Annotated in this window: 16 protein-coding genes; 8 read left to right on the top strand and 8 right to left on the bottom strand. The window is 71.5% G+C overall.

Annotated features, from left to right (window positions below):
- The first annotated feature begins 9 nt into the window (after window positions 1–9).
- The 7 genes from AB0K05_RS07715 to AB0K05_RS07685 all read left to right on the top strand — a co-directional run bounded on the left by AB0K05_RS07715 (window position 10) and on the right by AB0K05_RS07685 (window position 6,850).
- Window positions 10–774, top strand: a complete 765-nt coding sequence (locus tag AB0K05_RS07715; protein WP_364227562.1) for a cytochrome d ubiquinol oxidase subunit II — start codon at window positions 10–12, stop codon at window positions 772–774.
- Window positions 775–781: 7 nt separating this feature from the next.
- A complete protein-coding gene (gene cydD, locus AB0K05_RS07710) occupies window positions 782–2,530 on the top strand; it encodes a thiol reductant ABC exporter subunit CydD (protein ID WP_364227559.1) in 1,749 nt (582 codons plus the stop codon).
- On the top strand, window positions 2,527–4,206 hold the full coding sequence (gene cydC / locus AB0K05_RS07705) for a thiol reductant ABC exporter subunit CydC (RefSeq protein WP_364227556.1): 1,680 nt from the start codon (window positions 2,527–2,529) through the stop codon (window positions 4,204–4,206). The genes cydD and cydC overlap by 4 nt, the downstream gene beginning before the upstream one ends.
- Window positions 4,207–4,292: 86 nt before the next feature.
- Window positions 4,293–4,916, top strand: a complete 624-nt coding sequence (locus tag AB0K05_RS07700; RefSeq protein ID WP_148032468.1) for a hypothetical protein — start codon at window positions 4,293–4,295, stop codon at window positions 4,914–4,916.
- Complete coding sequence (locus tag AB0K05_RS07695; RefSeq protein WP_148032469.1) at window positions 4,913–5,236, top strand: transcriptional regulator; 324 nt, start codon at window positions 4,913–4,915, stop codon at window positions 5,234–5,236. Before AB0K05_RS07700 ends, AB0K05_RS07695 begins: the two co-directional genes overlap by 4 nt.
- Window positions 5,233–6,117 (top strand): ABC transporter ATP-binding protein, encoded by an 885-nt coding sequence (locus AB0K05_RS07690; protein WP_364227551.1) that lies wholly within the window; start codon window positions 5,233–5,235, stop codon window positions 6,115–6,117. The genes AB0K05_RS07695 and AB0K05_RS07690 overlap by 4 nt, the downstream gene beginning before the upstream one ends.
- A complete protein-coding gene (locus tag AB0K05_RS07685; protein ID WP_148032471.1) occupies window positions 6,110–6,850 on the top strand; it encodes an ABC transporter permease in 741 nt (246 codons plus the stop codon). Before AB0K05_RS07690 ends, AB0K05_RS07685 begins: the two co-directional genes overlap by 8 nt.
- Before the next feature lie 88 nt (window positions 6,851–6,938).
- Here AB0K05_RS07685 and AB0K05_RS07680 read toward each other — a convergent pair whose 3' ends face one another.
- The 8 genes from AB0K05_RS07680 to AB0K05_RS07645 form a co-directional block, all read right to left on the bottom strand.
- Window positions 6,939–8,177, bottom strand: coding sequence for a trypsin-like peptidase domain-containing protein (locus AB0K05_RS07680; RefSeq protein ID WP_271276456.1), 1,239 nt, complete (start codon window positions 8,175–8,177; stop codon window positions 6,939–6,941).
- A gap of 141 nt (window positions 8,178–8,318) precedes the next feature.
- Entirely contained in the window at window positions 8,319–9,845 is a 1,527-nt protein-coding gene (locus AB0K05_RS07675; protein ID WP_364227546.1) for an AMP-binding protein, read from the bottom strand.
- Window positions 9,846–9,940: 95 nt separating this feature from the next.
- On the bottom strand, window positions 9,941–10,510 hold the full coding sequence (locus AB0K05_RS07670) for a hypothetical protein (protein ID WP_271276457.1): 570 nt from the start codon (window positions 10,508–10,510) through the stop codon (window positions 9,941–9,943).
- Window positions 10,511–10,603: 93 nt separating this feature from the next.
- Window positions 10,604–11,416 (bottom strand): MetQ/NlpA family ABC transporter substrate-binding protein, encoded by an 813-nt coding sequence (locus AB0K05_RS07665; RefSeq protein ID WP_364227542.1) that lies wholly within the window; start codon window positions 11,414–11,416, stop codon window positions 10,604–10,606.
- Between the two features lie 10 nt (window positions 11,417–11,426).
- Entirely contained in the window at window positions 11,427–12,083 is a 657-nt protein-coding gene (locus AB0K05_RS07660) for a methionine ABC transporter permease (RefSeq protein WP_219544527.1), read from the bottom strand.
- On the bottom strand, window positions 12,080–13,030 hold the full coding sequence (locus tag AB0K05_RS07655) for an ATP-binding cassette domain-containing protein (RefSeq protein WP_271276459.1): 951 nt from the start codon (window positions 13,028–13,030) through the stop codon (window positions 12,080–12,082). The genes AB0K05_RS07660 and AB0K05_RS07655 overlap by 4 nt, the downstream gene beginning before the upstream one ends.
- 291 nt (window positions 13,031–13,321) lie before the next feature.
- Window positions 13,322–14,467, bottom strand: coding sequence for a Fic family protein (locus AB0K05_RS07650; RefSeq protein ID WP_364227537.1), 1,146 nt, complete (start codon window positions 14,465–14,467; stop codon window positions 13,322–13,324).
- Between the two features lie 23 nt (window positions 14,468–14,490).
- Window positions 14,491–15,081 (bottom strand): helix-turn-helix domain-containing protein, encoded by a 591-nt coding sequence (locus AB0K05_RS07645; RefSeq protein WP_364227535.1) that lies wholly within the window; start codon window positions 15,079–15,081, stop codon window positions 14,491–14,493.
- 77 nt (window positions 15,082–15,158) lie between these two features.
- On the opposite strand from AB0K05_RS07645, the gene AB0K05_RS07640 reads away from it, so the two are divergent.
- The gene (locus AB0K05_RS07640) at window positions 15,159–16,040 is read left to right on the top strand and encodes an alpha/beta fold hydrolase (protein WP_364227532.1); all 882 of its coding nucleotides are present in this window, start codon (window positions 15,159–15,161) and stop codon (window positions 16,038–16,040) included.
- Window positions 16,041–16,092: the final 52 nt, after the last annotated feature.

Raw genomic sequence — 16,092 nt, 5'->3', positions numbered from 1 at the left:
AGTGCCCCGATGGAGCTGATCTGGTTCGCCGTCTTCGCCCTGCTGCTGGCCGGCTACTTCGCGCTGGAGGGCTTCGACCTCGGGGTCGGGCTGCTGCTGCCGGTCCTCGGCAGGAACCGCGACGACCGGGACCGCATGGTCGCCGCGATCGGGCCGTACGTGCTCGCGAACGAGGTGTGGCTGGTCGCCGTCGCCGGGACGCTGTTCGGCGTCTACCCGCTGCTGGAGGGCGAGCTGCTGCCCGCGATCTACCCGCTGGTGGTGGCCATGCTGCTGGCGTGGATCGTGCGGGACGCCGGGCTGTGGTTCCGGCGCAGGATCGGGGGTGCCCGGTGGCGGGCGTTCTGGGACCTGATGATCGTGCTGGGCTCGCTCTGGCTGTCGTTCGGCTGGGGGCTGGTGATCTACGCGGCGGCCACCGGCTTCGACGGGCCGCTCATGCACCCGCTGGGGCTGCTGCTCGGCGCGGCGGTGACCCTGCTGTTCGCCTGGCACGGCCGCGTGTTCCTGGGCTGGCGGCTGCCCGGGTTCACCGGACCGGCGCGTACCGGCCGGGCCCTGCTGGCGTCGGGGGCGCTGGCCGCGACGCCGGCGCTCGCCCTGCTCGGCGGGGGGATGTCCTACATGCTGGAGCACAGCGCGCCGGCGGCCACGCTGAATGTGCTCAGTCTCATGGTCCTGCCGTTCGCACCCATCATGGTGGGCGCGCAAGTATGGATATGGCGCACTTTCCGTCCCGGCAAGGGCGCCGACCTGAACCCATCCTTCTTCTGAGGCGCCCGTGCACAAGGATCTACTCCGCCTGATCCGGGGAGAGCAGCCGGTCCTGCGTCATCTGGCCGTCACGTTCGCGGCCGCGATGGCGGCCGGGCTGCTCGTCCTCATGCAGGCGGAGCTGCTGGCCGGGGTGCTGTCCGGCAGGTTCACCGCGGTCGCGCTGGCGGCCGTGGCCGGCGTGGTGGCGCTGCGGGCGCTGCTGGCCTGGACGCAGGGCGTCTTCGCCGGGCGCACCGCCACCGGCGTCAAGTCGGCGTTGCGGCACCGCCTGCTGGCCAGGTTCCGCGAGCTCGGCCCCGTCCGGCTGGCCGGTCACCGCTCCGGGGAGCTGGTCACGCTCACCGGGCGCGGCCTGGACGGGCTGGACGACTACCTGACCGGCTACCTGCCGTCGATCGCGGTGGCCGCGGTGGTGCCGCTGGCGGTGCTGGTCCGGTTGTTCGCCGCCGACCTGGCCAGCGCCGTCATCGTGCTGGTCACGCTGCCGCTGATCCCGATCTTCGGGGCGCTGGTGGGCATGACCACCAAGGCCGTGACCGAGCGGCAGTACCGGGCGCTGACCCGGCTCGGCGGCCACTTCCTGGACGTGGTGCGCGGCCTGCCCACGCTGCGCGCCTTCGGCCGGGCCCGCTACCAGGCGACGGTGATCCGGGAGGTGGCCGGCGCGCACCGCTCGGCCACCATGCGCACGCTCCGGGTCGCCTTCCTGTCGTCGCTGGTGCTGGAGCTGTGCGCGTCGCTGTCGCTGGCGCTGGTGGCGGTGCCGATCGGGCTGCGGCTGCTCGGCGGCACGCTGGACCTGTCCACGGCGCTGCTGGTGCTGCTGCTGGCGCCGGAGGCCTATCTGCCGCTGCGCGCGATGGGCACGCGCTTCCACGCCTCGATGGAGGGGGTGGCCGCCGCCGACGCCGCCTTCTCCGTCCTGGACCGCTCGGACGACCCCGCCGCGCCGGCCCCGGGACGTACCGCGGCCGTGTCCGGGCGGCCGCGGATCGAGCTGGAGAACGTCACCGTGCGCTATCCCGGCCGTGCCGACCCGGCGCTGGACGGTGTCACGCTCACCATCGAGCCCGGTGAGCGGGTGGCGCTGGTGGGTGAGAGCGGCAGCGGCAAGAGCACGCTGCTCAACCTGCTGCTCGGCTTCGTGCCGCCGTCGGAGGGCCGGGTGCTGGTCGACGGGGCCGACCTGCGGACGCTGGACCTGGAGACGTGGCGGGCCCGGCTGGCGTTCGTGCCGCAGCGCGCGCACCTGTTCACCACCTCGGTGGCGGACAACATCCGGCTCGGCGCGCCCGCCGCCTCCATGGACGAGGTGCGGCGGGCCGCCCGCGCCGCCTACGCCGACGAGTTCGTCGGGGAGCTGCCCGACGGCTACGAGACCCGGGTCGGCGAGCGGGGCGCCAACCTGTCGGCCGGCCAGCGCCAGCGCATCGCCCTGGCCCGCGCCTTCTGCCGCCCGTCGACCTCGGTCCTGCTGCTGGACGAGCCGACGGCCCGGCTGGACGGCCGCAGCGAGGCCGCCGTGGTGGCGGCGACCGCCGAGCTGAGCAAGGGCCGCACCGCCGTCATCGTGGCCCACCGCCCGGCCATGATCGAGCTGGCCGACCGGGTCATCCGCGTCCACGAGGGCCGCGTCGTCGCGGACACCACCCGCGCGGAACCCGCCCTCGCTCCCCCGGGTCCCGGCGCGGCCTCGCCTCAGCAGGAGAAGACCGGCGACGAGATTCCGACGAGCGGGCGGGTGGAGCGATGAAGGGGCAGATGCGGGCGCGGCTGGTGTACGCGGTGCTGGCCGGGGCCGCGGCCGATCTCGCGGGCCTCGGGCTGATCGCCGCGGCCGCGTGGCTGATCACGCGGGCGGCGGAGCAGCCGCCGCTGGCCGCGCTCAGCGTGGCGATCGTGGCCACCCGGGCGTTCGCCACCGGGCGCGGCGTGTTCCGCTACGCCGAGCGGCTGACCGGCCACGACGTGGCGCTGCGGGCGCAGGCCGGCACGCGGGAGCGGCTGTACGAGTCGCTGATCCCGCCGCAGCGGCCCAGGGTGGGCGGCGCCGACCTGCTCAGCCGCATGGTCGACGACACCGACGCGGTGCAGGACCTGCTCGTGCGCTGCCTGCTGCCCGCCGCGGCGGCCGCCATCGCGGGCCTCACCGCGGTGGTGATCGGCCTGACGATCCTGCCCGTCACGGCGCTCGTCCTGCTGGCCGGGCTGCTGCTGGCCGGGGCGCTGCTGCCGGCGGCCACCGCGACCGCGGCGCGCCGCTGGTCGGCGCGGATGGCGCCGGCGCGGGCCGAGCTGGCCGGCCGGGTCGCCGACCTGGTGCACGGCGCGGCCGACCTGTCCGCGTACGGGGCCGGTGACCGGGCGTTGCGGGACGCCGGGGAGGCGGGCGACGCGCTGGGCCGGCTGGAGCGCCGCCAGGCCCGGGTGCACGCCACCGCCCTGGCGGGCGGCACGCTGGTGCAGGTGCTGACCGTGGTCGCGATCGTGCTGGTCGCGCAGGCGGGCGGCGTGGGGACGGTCGGCACGGCCGTGCTCGCGCTGACGGCGCTGGTGGCGTTCGAGCCGGTGCTGCCGCTGGCCGCCGCCGGCGAGCGGTACGCGGGCATCGCGGCGGCGCTGCGCCGCCTGCGCGAGGTCCGCTCCGCCTCCCCGGCCGTCACGGAACCGGCCACGCCCGCCGCTCCCCCGTCGCCACCGCTGACGGTCGAGGTCGAGGATCTCGTGGTACGGCACACGCCCGGCGGCAGGCCGGCCGTGGACGGGGTGTCGCTCACGCTGGCCCCGGGCAGGCGGGTGGCGCTGGTGGGGCCGAGCGGCGCGGGGAAGAGCACGATCCTGGCGGCGCTCATGCGGCTCGTCGAGCCCGAGTCCGGAAATATCAGGATCAACGGTGTGGACATCGCCGACCTGGACTCCGACGACGTGCGGGCCATGATGACCGGCCTCACGCAGGACCCGTACCTCTTCCGTACCTCGCTCCGCGACAACCTGCGCCTGGCGGGCCCGGAGGCCGGCGACGAGCGGCTCGCGCGGGCCGTGCGGGACGCGCGGCTGGAGCACTGGGTGGAGCGCACCGGCTGGGACGCCGAGCTGGGCGAGGACGGCAGCACCGTGTCCGGCGGCCAGCTCCAGCGGCTGGCGCTGGCCAGGGCGCTGCTGTACGACCCGCCGGTGCTGCTGCTGGACGAGCCGGCCGAGGCGCTGGACGAGGAGACGGCCGACGAGCTGATGGCCGACCTGCTCGACGTCACGCACGACCGGACCACGCTGCTCGTCACCCACCGCCTGAAAGGGCTGGAGCGGGTGGACGAGATCGTGGTGCTGGAGGACGGCCGCGTGATCCAGCGCGGCGCCCACGACGACCTGGTCTCCCGGCCCGGCTACTACCGGGATCTGTGGGAGTCGGAGGTGCTCACCCGGCGTTAGGGAACTCCGCGGGCCCGCCGCCCGTTGTACGGGCATGGCAAACTGGTTTACAGTACAAACCAGTTTGGTGTTCCGAGGAGTTTGCGATGACAGACGACGGCGAGCGGGCCTCCTCCCCCGAGGAGACGCTCCGGCTGATCGAGCGGCAGCGCGCCGCCGCGGTGAAGGCGCTGAACGGCGACCCGCTGCTGCTCTACACGCCGTGGGGCGTCGCCTGGCTGCTCGGTTTCGGGGCGTTCTTCCTGCACTACGGGCTGCACGGCGTGCCCTACGCGCCCATCACCTGGCAGCTCGCGCTGGGCATCCTGCTCGCCGCGCAGCTGGTGGCGGGCGCGTTCATGGCGACCGGGCTCGTCAGGTTGAGCTCCGCCATCCGCGGTGAGAGCTCGGCCAAGGGCATGATGTATGGCTACGCCTGGTTCGTCGGCATGGTGCTGATGACCGTGATCAACATCCGGTTCAGCTCCATGCTGCCCCCTGAGGAGAGGGGCCTGATGTGGTCGGGCGTGTCGCTGCTCGTGGTGGCCGTGCTCTACATGGCCTGCGGCGCTCTCTACACGCAGTGGCCGATGTTCTTCATGGGGGTGTGGGTCGCCGCCGTCAACGGCCTGGGCGTCATCCTGGGGCCGGGCTGGCACGCGCTGCTCACCGCGGTCCTCCTCGGCGGCGGCCAGATCGTCACCGGGATCCTGCTGCGGCGGCGCGCATGACCTCCGGCGACGCCGCGCCCGAGCTCGACCCGGTCATCCACGCCCAGGCCCGGCTGCGCGTGATGGTCACGCTCAGCGCCCTCGGCGAGGGCGACGAGATCGCCTTCCCCTCACTCAAGGACCTGCTCGGCATGACCGCGGGCAACCTGTCCGTCCATCTGACCAAGCTCGAAGAAGCGGGCTACGTGCGCATCACCAAGACCCACAGGGGCCGCACCCCCGTCACCTACGTCTCGATGACCACGCGGGGGCGGCTCGCGCTCGAGGACTACACCAAGGCCATCCGTTCCCTACTGGACTCCGCAGGAGGAAATCCATGACAGTCCTCGCCAGAACGGTCGAGGCCACCCGGCGCTACGGCGACGTGGTCGCGCTCGACCGGGTCTCCGTCGAGATCCGGGCCGGCGAGCTGGTGGGCCTGCTGGGCCCCAACGGCGCGGGCAAGTCCACGCTGATGAACCTGTTCGCGGGGCTGCGCCGGCCCAGTTCCGGCACGGTCGAGCTGCTCGGCGGCTCGCCGTCCGACCCGGCTGTGCGGCGCGGCATCGGCGTCACCCCGCAGGAGACCGGGCTGCCCGAGGTGCTGCGGGTGGGCGAGGTCGTGGACTTCGTCTCCTCCCACTTCGCGAAGCCGGTGGCCAAGGCCGAGCTGCTGGAAAGGTTCGGCCTGGGCGAGCTGGTCAAGCGGCAGATCGGCGGCCTGTCCGGCGGCCAGAAGCGGCGGCTGGCCGTGGCGCTGGCGTTCGCCGGCGACCCGAGGCTGGTGTTCCTGGACGAGCCGACCACCGGGCTGGACGTCGAGGCCAGGCGTACGCTCTGGGACGGCATCAGGGCCTTCCACGAGGGCGGCGGCACCATCCTGCTGACCAGCCACTACCTGGAGGAGATCGAGGCGCTGGCGGAGCGGGTGGTGGTCGTCGGCCACGGCCGCGTGCTCGCCGACGACACCGTGGCGGCCGTGCGTGACGTGGTCGGCGCGCGGCGGGTCTCGTTCGACGCGGGCGAGCTGCCGGAGCTGCCCGGCGTGGCAGGCGTCCAGCGCGAGGGCGGCCGGGTCCACCTGGTGACCCCCGACCCCGACCGGCTCGTGGTCGAGCTGGTCCGCAGCGGCACGCCGTTCTCGGGCCTGGAGATCAGGCCCACCTCCCTGGAGGAGGCCTTCCTGACCATCACCGCCGCGAAGGAGCACGCCCATGCCTAGCCTCGTCCTGGCCCACACCCGCTATCAGGTCATCGAGCAGATCCGGGTGCCGATCGGACTGCTGGCCAGCGGGCTGTTCCCGGCCATCGCGATGCTGGCGTTCGCGGTGCCGTTCGTCGGCGACGACCCGGTGGCCTCGACCCTGTCGATGGGCTCGATGATGCTGGTGGGCGCCATGTCGGCGGCGCTGATGGGGCTGTCGATCTCGGTGGCGATGGACCGCGAGCAGCCGTTCAATCCCTACCTGCGCACGCTCCCCGCGGGGCCGTTCCCGCACTTCGCCGGGCGGATCCTCACCACGACGGCGCTCATGGTGGTCTCGACGCTCCCCGTCATCCTGGTGGCGGGGCTGTTCACCGAGGCCGACCTCGCCCCGGCGCGGCTGGCCGCGATCGTGGGCGCGGCGCTGGCCGGGTCGCTGCCGTTCATGCTCATCGGGCTGTTCCTCGGGCTGGTGCTGCCGTCGAAGGCGGCGATCGCGGTGTCGCAGATCCTGTTCTTCCCGTTCGCGATCGTGGGCGGGCTGATGCTGCCGCCGCAGGTCATGCCCGAGTTCCTGACCGCGATCTCCCCGTACGTGCCGAGCCGGGGCGGCGGCGAGCTGGTCTGGTGGGCCGGCACCGGAGCCGCCCCGGACACTCTCGCGCTGGTGGTGCTGGCCGGGTGGACCGTGGTGGCCGGGGCCGCCGCCGCGTGGGCCTACCGGCGTGACGAGGGCCGCCGGTTCACCTGATCGGCCGGGATTTCCCGGTGAACGGAAGGGGGTGTGCCGCCGAGTCCGCAGCGATCTCGACGGCACACCCGTCCGTGTGGGGGTCCTGTTATTGCATTTCAGCGAGGGTGGCGGTGACGGTCTTCTCCGCGCCGTCCCTCATATATGTGATCTGAACCTGTTGGCCCGGTTTGAAACCTCTGATCTGCCCGACGACGTCATCTCCGCCGTCGACGGCCTTGCCGTCGATCTTGGTGATGAGGTCGGCCGACTGCAGTCCGGCCTTCTCCGCGGGGCTTCCCGCGGTGATCTGCCGGACCAGCGCGCCGGGCACGTCGCCGGTGGCGTCGGTGACGCTCACGCCCAGGAACGCGTGGGTCACCTTGCCGGTGCTGATCAGCTGGTCGGACACGTGCTTGGCGGTGTTGATCGGGATCGCGAAGCCGAGGCCGATGCTGCCGTTGCTGCCCGCGGTGGCGATCGCCGTGTTGATGCCCACGACCTCCCCCGCGGCGTTGACCAGCGCGCCGCCCGAGTTGCCCGGGTTGATCGCGGCGTCGGTCTGGATGGCGCCGCCGATCGTGGAGACCGCGCCGCCGCCTCCGCGCTGCTGTTGCGGCCAGCCGGGCGGGGCCTGCTCCTGCTCGCCGCCGACGGTGAGCGTGCGGTCGAGCGCGCTGACGATGCCGAGGGTGACCGACCCGTCGAGGCCGAGCGGGCTGCCGAGGGCGAGCACGGAGTCGCCCACCTTGAGCTTGCCGCTGTCGCCGAGGGTGGCCGGGGACAGGCCCGACACGTCCTCGGCCCTGATCACGGCCAGGTCGGTGGCCGGGTCGGTGCCGACGACGGTGGCGGCGGCGGTCCTGCCGTCGCTGAACTTCACGCTCATCCGGCCGCCGCCCTGGCCGGCGCCCTCCACCACGTGGTTGTTGGTGAGGATCAGCCCGTCGGCGGTGAGGACCACTCCGGAGCCCTCGCCCGTGGAGCCCTGGATCATCACGACCGAGGGCTGCACCTTCTCCGCGACCTGCGCCACGCTGAGCGAGTTGGACGCCTGGCTGAACGTGGGGCTCGGGGCGCTGACGGTCGTCACGACGGGATCCTGGAACGCGGTGGCGACGGTGGCGCCCACTACGCCGCCGCCGACGGCCACGGCCGCCAGGGCCAGCCCGGCGATCGCCTTCCGCCCGGCCGTGAAGCCGGGCTTCTTCGGCGGAGGCGGAGGCGGTGGCACCGGCTGACCCATGATCATGGTGTCCCGCCGGGGGAAGCCCCCGGCGGAGGGCGGCGTGTCGCCGAACTGGCTCCAGCCGCCGGCGCCCTGCTCGCGAGGCTCGTTCGCGTTCATCGTCATCTCCCTCGAGTTCCTCTTACCCAAGGGTGCCGCAGCAGGCGTAAGTCCTGGTTAAGCCGATGATCGACGGCGGCTGAACTCGTAAACGACGACTTTATCCTCCCTGCTCGAAGCCCGTTGCCCGGCGCGGAAAAATCACTTCCAGTACTCGTCCTTGAGCAGCCGCTTGTAGAGCTTGCCCGTGGGATGCCGGGGCAGCTCCGCCCTGAAGTCGACCGACTTGGGACACTTGTAGTGAGCCAGCTGCGAACGACAGTACTCGATCAGCTCCTTCTCCAGCTCCGGCCCCGCCTCGTCCATCGACACCGGCTGCACCACGGCCTTGACCTGCTCGCCCATCTCCTCGTCCGGGACGCCCAGCACGGCCACGTCGGCGACCTTGGGGTGCACGCACAGGACGTTCTCCGCCTCCTGCGGGTAGATGTTCACCCCGCCGGAGATGATCATGTACGAGCGGCGGTCGGTGAGATAGAGGAAGCCCTCCTCGTCCAGGTAGCCGATGTCGCCGAGGGTGGTCCAGCCGCGGCCCCGGGGGTCCTGCACCGAGCGGGTCTTGTCCGGGTCGCCGTGATACTCGAAGGCGGCGGCGCTCTCGAAGTAGATCGTGCCGTGCTCGCCCGGCGGCAGTTCCTCGCCCTCCTCGTCGCAGATGTGCACCGGGCCCAGCAGGGAACGGCCGACCGTGCCCTTGTGCTCCAGCCAGTCCTTCGATCCGACGTACAGGAAGCCGTTGCCCTCGGTGCCCGCGTAGTACTCGTGGATGATCGGGCCCCACCACTCGATCATCTTCTCCTTGACCGGGATCGGGCAGGGCGCGGCCGCGTGGATGGCGGCCTCCAGCGACGACAGGTCGTATCTCGCCCGGGTCTCCTCCGGCAGCTTGAGCATCTTGATGAACATGGTCGGCACCAGCTGCGAGTGCGTCACCCGGTACTTCTCGACCAGCCGCAGGTACTCCTCGGGGTCGAAGCGCTCCATGACCACGAGGGTGGCGCCGATGCGCTGGAACGTCATGCAGTAACGCAGCGGGGCCGCGTGGTAGAGCGGGGCGGGCGACAGGTAGACGCTGTCGGCCGACGGCGCGAACAGGAACTGGATGAGGCCGAACAGGGCGCCAGGCTCGGTCAGCGGCTCCAGCGCCAGGGCGGGCTTGACGCCCTTGGGCCTGCCGGTGGTGCCGGAGGAGTAGAGCATGTCGGTGCCCTGCACCTCGTCGTCGATCGGGGTGACCGGATGGGCCGCGACGGCTTCCTCGTACGACTGGAAGCCCTCGGCGGTGCCGTCGAGCATCAGCCGCAGCTCCACGCCCGGCGTGTCGGCGGTGATGGAGGTGGCGACCTCGGCGAGGGCGGCGCTGGAGACGAACACCCGGGCGCCGCAGTTGTCGACGATGTAGGCCAGCTCGTCGCGTTGCAGCCGCGAGCTGATCGCCGTGTAGTAGAGGCCGGACCGGTGCGCGGCCCAGGCGATGGCCAGGAAGAGCGGATGGTTGGGCAACATGAAGGCGATGTGGTCGCCCGGCCGCAGGCCCGCGGCGCGGAACAGGTGGGCCAGCCGGTTCGACTCCTCGTCGAGCTGGCGATAGGTGATGACCTGACCGGAGCCCGCCATGATCACAGCGGGCTTGTCGGGGGTGACGGCTGCGATGGCTCCCGGGTACATGACCGAACAGTATTCTGTTCACGCCGGGAAACGCCAGCCTCCGCACAGGGCGAAGCCGCGACCTCGCCTTCGAGGCCGCGGCTCGCCGTCATGGATCAGACGGCGTGGTAGACGTCCTGCCAGCCGGAGTGCCAGCCCTTCGGGCCCCAGTGGTCGCCGCGGCTCACGTTCACGTAGATGTGAGCGACGTCCTTACCGGAGAAGGAGAAGTGCTTCGGGTGCTTGTGGCAGTTCTTGAACCGCTCGAAGGAGGTGTCGCCGTCGTTGGTGACGACCTTGAAGGTCTCCCACGCGCACTTGTTCTTGCCCCACCACTTGTCGTTGTGGAGCTTGCTGTGGACGTCGAAGGTGTCGACGTGCTTCCACACCCACACGCGCTTCTTGTCCTTCTTCTTCACCCACCAGCACTTCTTTTCCCCGTCGTGCCACTTGCAGACCTTCTTGGGGGTCCAGACGGTCTTCCAGTACCAGTGCTTGTAGGTCTTCTTCTCCACCTTCACATGACCCTCGGCCTTGGCGTTGTGGTCACTGGAGTGGTACGGGCCCCAGCTGTCGTAGGAGGCGGAGGCACTGGTCGTCGTCGTCGCGCTCGCCGCGGCGGGGGCGGCGACGGCCACCATGGAGGCGGCCGCGACGCCGATCAGGATTCGAGTTGCGAATCGCACTTGAGGGCTCCTCGGGAAGAGGTCGGTTCTGCTGTCGGGTCATTGATAAGCGGAACCGATTGCCCCCGGCTTGCAAGCCGCTTTAACGTCGCCTTATCCGGCGGCGGTCACCGAACCCGCGTACTTCTGCGCGATGAAGTCCTTCACCTTCTGGTCCTGGAGCAGTTTGCCCAGCGTGACGATGTCCGGGTCCTGCTCCTGCCCGGCGGCGACGACCAGGCCGTTCACGTACGGGTTGTCCTCGCCCTTCTCCAGGGTCAGGGCGTCGGACGCGGGCTTGAGTCCGGCCTCCATGGCGTAGTTGCCGTTGATCACGGCCGCGTCCACGTCGTCCAGGGAGCGCGGCAACTGCGCGGCCTCCAGCGGCTCGAACTTCAGGTTCTTCGGGTTGCCGGTGACGTCGCGCTCGGTGGCGGCGGTGCCCGCGCCCTCCTTGAGCGTCACCACGCCGTTGTCGGCGAGCAGCTTGAGCGCGCGGCCCAGGTTGGTGGCGTCGTTCGGCACGGCCACGGTGGCGCCGTCGGCCAGGCCGCCGAGCTCGGTCACCTTCTTGGAGTACAGGCCGAGCGGCTCCAGGTGGACCGGCGTGACGAAGGCCAGGTCGGTGCCCTTGGAGGCGTTGAAGTCGTCCAGGTACGGCTTGTGCTGGAAGAAGTTGGCGTCCAGCTTGCCCTCGCTGAGCTGGACGTTCGGCTGCACGTAGTCGGTGAACTCGACGATCTCCAGGTCCAGGCCGGCGGCCTCGGCGAGGTTCTCGTCGATGTAGGCGAGGATCTCGCCGTGCGGCACCGGGCTGGCGCCGATCTTGAGCGCGCCGTCCGGCTCGCTGGTCGCGGACTGCGACGCACCGCATGCGGCGAGCGACAGAGCCAGCGCAGCAGCACCCACTATTCGACCAAATTTCATGATCTTTCCTTTACTTGTGCGATAGACGCCGGGCGGCGTAGTCGCCCAGGCTCTGCATGAGTTGCACGATCACGACCAGCAGCACGACGGTCGCCACCATCACGCCGGTCTCGAACCGCTGGTAGCCGTACCGGATGGCCAGGTCGCCCAGCCCGCCTCCGCCGATGGTCCCGGCCATGGCCGTGTAGCCGATGAGCGCGACCACCGTCACCGTGATCCCGGCGACGATCCCGGGCAGCGCCTCGGGCAGCAGCACCTTGGCCACGACGGTGGCGCGGCCCGCCCCCATCGCCTGCGCGGCCTGGATCACGTCCCGGTCCACCTCGCGCAGCGAGGTCTCCACCAGCCGGGCGAAGAACGGCACGGCGCCGACGGTGAGCGGCACCACCACGGCGGCGGTCCCGATGGTGGTGCCGACGACCAGCCGGGTGAACGGGATGATGGCGATCATCAGCACGATGAACGGCAGCGACCGGCCCACGTTCACGACCATCCCGAGCACGGACTTAAGAGCGGGCAGCGGCCGCAGCCCGCCGCGGTCGAACACCACCAGCGCCACGCCCAGCGGCAGCCCGAGCAGCACGGTCAGCAGCGCCGACCAGCCGACCATGATCGCGGTCTCGACGGTGGCCTCCACCAGCAGGGGCGCCATCTCTTCCCAGGTCATGACACCTCCACCAGCAGCCCGCTCTCGCGGAGATAGTCGAGCGCGGCCGGAGCCTCGTCACCGGTGAGCGCGACCCGCAGCCGGCCGGCCGAGCCGCCGGCGATCTCCTCGATCGCGCCGCCCAGGATGCTCACGTCCACGTCGAACTTGCGCACCACCTCCGACACCAGCGGCCGCTGCGGGTCGCCGGTGAAGGTGAGCGTCACCGAGCCCGCGGGCGCGGGACCGGGCAGCGGGAAGATCTCCCGGGTGAGGCGCGAGCCGGGGGTCCTGATGAGGTCGGCGACGGCGCCCGACTCCTCGACGCGCCCGCCGGACATGATGGCGGCCGAGTCGCAGACGCTCTTGATGACGTCCATCTCGTGCGTGATGAGCAGGATCGTCAGGCCCAGCTCCGTGTTGAGCCGCTTCAGCAGGTCCAGGATCGACTGGGTGGTGGCAGGGTCGAGCGCGGAGGTGGCCTCGTCCGACAGCAGCACGGCCGGCTTGCCGGCGAGCGCCCTGGCGATGCCGACGCGCTGCTTCTGCCCGCCGGAGAGCTGGTGCGGGTGGTCGCGCTCGCGCCCGTCCAGCCCCACCAGCTCCAGCAGCTCGGCGACGCGGCGGTGGCGCTCCGCCCTGGGCACGCCCATGACCTCCAGCGGGAAGGCCACGTTGCCCGCCACGGTCCGCGAGGAGAGCAGCGCGAAATGCTGGTGGATCATGCCGATGCGGCGGCGGGCGCGGTTGAGGTCACGGCCGCCGAGCCCGGTGAGCTCCTGGCCGGCCACCCTGACCGTGCCGGAGTCGGGCCGTTCCAGCAGGTTGACGCAGCGCAGCAGCGTGCTCTTGCCGGCGCCGCTGCGCCCCACCACGCCGTAGACCTCGCCTTCGCGCACGCTCAGGTCCACGCCGTCCAGCGCGACGGTGCGGCCGTACGCCTTGCGCAGGCCGGAAACCTCGATCACGACACTTCCCCATGGCTGAAAGGCGGCCCATGGCCGCGGAGCTGGAAACGATCCCGTACGAGAGCCGGTCGCTCTATCGCGAACCCGGATGGAACGGCAGATGGCTCAGCCGGCGCAGCACGTAACAGGGCATGATCACGGGAAGACCTTCGAGGGAGGGCGGGCGGTTATCGGGCCTGGCGGGCGGTCATCCGCCCCATGCGCAGGCGACGACACCGGCCGGATCGGCGATGCGCGTGTCCCTCGGTCATGCTCATGCCAACGACGCCCCGCGGCGCGGCTATTCCTGACTCACGGGGTGACGTCGCTCACTCGGTAGGGGTCGCGGAGCGGCTCGGCCCGCCGGGCGAAGTCGGCCTTGATCGCGCGCATGCGCGGGCCCGGCTCGTAGAAGCGTCCCTTGGTCTCCCCGTACGGCTGGAGCCAGCCCTTCGCGGCCAGCTCCCGCAGGTCGCGGGCGGCCTGCCCCTGGCTGAGCCCCTCGTCGGCCTGGTAGCGGCTCCGGCGCAGCCTGCGGTTGACGAACACCTCGTAAAGCGCGGACACGGAGCGGGTGTTGAGCCCGTCGGCGTCGACCCGCTCTTCGAGCAGCATCCAGATCTCCCCTGCCTGGGTGAGCCGCTGACGGACGCGCTGGGCCTGCATGTGGTGGCAGCGCAGGCAGAACCTGACCCAGGGCAGCGTGTCGCCGTGCGGCCCCCACTGCCGCCCGCCGACCCGGCCGAGCATCTCGTAGTAGTGGAGGGTGGTGCGCTGCTGGCCGAGCCACTCCTCGATCGAGCAGAACTCGGGCGTCGTGATCCGGTCGCGCCCGAGGACCAGGGTCTGCAGCGCCCTGGACATCCGGCCGTTGCCGTCGCGCCAGGGATGGATCTTGACGAGGTTGAGATGCGCCATGGCGGCACGCACGTAACTGGGCGCGCCGAGGTCACCGTGGTTGAGCCAGGCGATCAGCTCGTCGAGGAGGCCGGGCACCAGCTCGGCGTCGGGACCCTCGTAGACGACCCCGCCCGTCTCCGAGTCGCGGATGTAGATGCCGCCAGGCCGGACGACGCCCGGCCCCTTCTGCCTGTGGTGGCCGATCATCATGAAGTTGAGCGCGTTGAGCAGACCCTGGTCATAGCGGAACGCCGGGGCCTCGGCCAGGAGCCGGACATAGGTGAGCGCCTGCTGGTAGCCGGCGATCTCCCGGGTCACCCGGTCGGACGCCTCCAGCGGCTCCTCCCCCTCCATGATCGACTCGATGTCCTCGACGCTGGCGTGGTAGCCCTCGATCGAGTTGGAGCCCTGGATCGCCCGCGCCCGCAGCTGGCGGCGCAACTGGCCGTCCCAGCGGTGGGTCTCGGCCAGCCGGTATTTGAGATCGCGGCGCATGTCCTCGATCTCCACCAGCACGGCCTTGTCGGCCGGCTCCAGCTCGGGCGTCCCGTACAGCATGGAACCATGGAAGCATGGCCGAATCATTCGGTCAAACGAGCGGATGATTCGGTCATTTGGGAGATCTGCCGATCGAGGATGCGTATCGCGCGATCCGCCGTGAGGTGACCGAGCAACAGGTCGGAGGCCAGCCCGTCGGTCAGCGCCAGGAGGGCGTCCGCGGCCGTCGCGGGATCGGCGGTGAGCCCTTCCAGGCGCTCGGCCACCGCCGCGGACAGCAGGGCGCGGCCCTCCCGGTAGCGGGCGGCCATGGTGTCGTCGTTGAGCGCGCGGAAGAAGACCGCCACCCCCACCAGCGTCGCCGTCCGGGCCTCGGCGTCCAGCGGCAGCAGCGCCAGGAGCAGGGCGCGCACCAGGTCGCGGGGCGTGGCGGACTCCATCCCCGTAAGGCTGCGCCCGAGGCGCTCCCTCAGCTGATCGCGCAGGCGGGCGGTCGCGTACAGGAGCATCTCGTCCTTGCTCGCGAAGTAGTGCTGGACCAGCCCGATGGACATGCCCGCCGCCGCCGCCACCTCGCGCATGCTGACCGCCTCCAGGCCGCGCGAGGCGGCGATGCCCCACAGCGCCTCGGTGATCTGCTCGCGCCGCTGCTCGTGGTCGACCTTCTTCGGCATCCGCCCGCCTTCCCGATTTTCGCCATATGATCGTACGACAAAGGACGCAATATGATCGTATGGCAAAGGAGGGTGAGATGCCGAAGATCGGCCGCTTCGCCACGCCCGCCGCGCGGGCGGCGTACGAGAAGGTCTATGACGAGACGCTGGCCGCGCTGCCGTCCCCGGCCGGGACGCATGACGTGGCGACGCCGTTCGGGCGGGTGCGCGCGTACCGGTTCGGCGAGGGCGGCGGCACGCCGCTGGTGCTGCTGCACGGCAAGTCGGCGACCGGCGTCATGTGGCTGCCGAACCTCCCCGGGCTGGCCGCGGCCCGCCCCGTGTTCGTGCTCGACCTGCTCGGCGAGGGCGGCCGCAGCGAGCAGACCGCGCCGATCAAGGACGCCCGCGACCAGGCCGCCTGGCTTTCGGCCGCGCTCGACGGGCTCGGGATCGGCGCCGCCCACCTGGTCGGCATGTCGATCGGCGGCTGGCTGGCGTGCAACCAGGCCGTGCGGGATCCGCGCCGCGTGGCCTCGATCAGCCTGATCGACCCGGCCGGCACGCTGGCCCCGATACCGGCCGGGCTGATCCTGCGGACGATCCCGGTCATGCTGCCGTTCGTCTCGCGCTGGGCGCGGCCGCGCTTTCTCAGGTGGATCGACGGCACCGGCGGCGAGATCGCGCCGGACGACCCCGTGGCCCGGCTCATCTCCGCCACGATGGCGCACTACCGGCCCGCGCTCCCGCCTCCAGCGCGCTTCACCGACGAGCAGCTGCGCTCCATCACGGTGCCCGCGCTGGTGCTGGTGGCCGGGCGCAGCGTCATCCACGACCCGGCCCTGGCGGTCCGGCGGGCGCGCGACCTCATCCCCGGCGTGCGCGCCGAGCTGTGGCCGGAGGCGACGCACTCGATCTCCGGCCACTTCGCGGCCGAGGTGAACGAGAGCGTGCTGGAGTTCACCGCCTCCCTCCCTTGAGACCTCCCCGTACGGGAGACGCCCCGCCGGAGCGGGGCGTCCTCGTACGGGA

The organism is Nonomuraea sp. NPDC049486, assembly GCF_040676925.1.
In the GTDB taxonomy this organism is placed as follows: domain Bacteria; phylum Actinomycetota; class Actinomycetes; order Streptosporangiales; family Streptosporangiaceae; genus Nonomuraea; species Nonomuraea ferruginea.
This window is presented reverse-complemented; position numbering and strand designations above follow the sequence as displayed.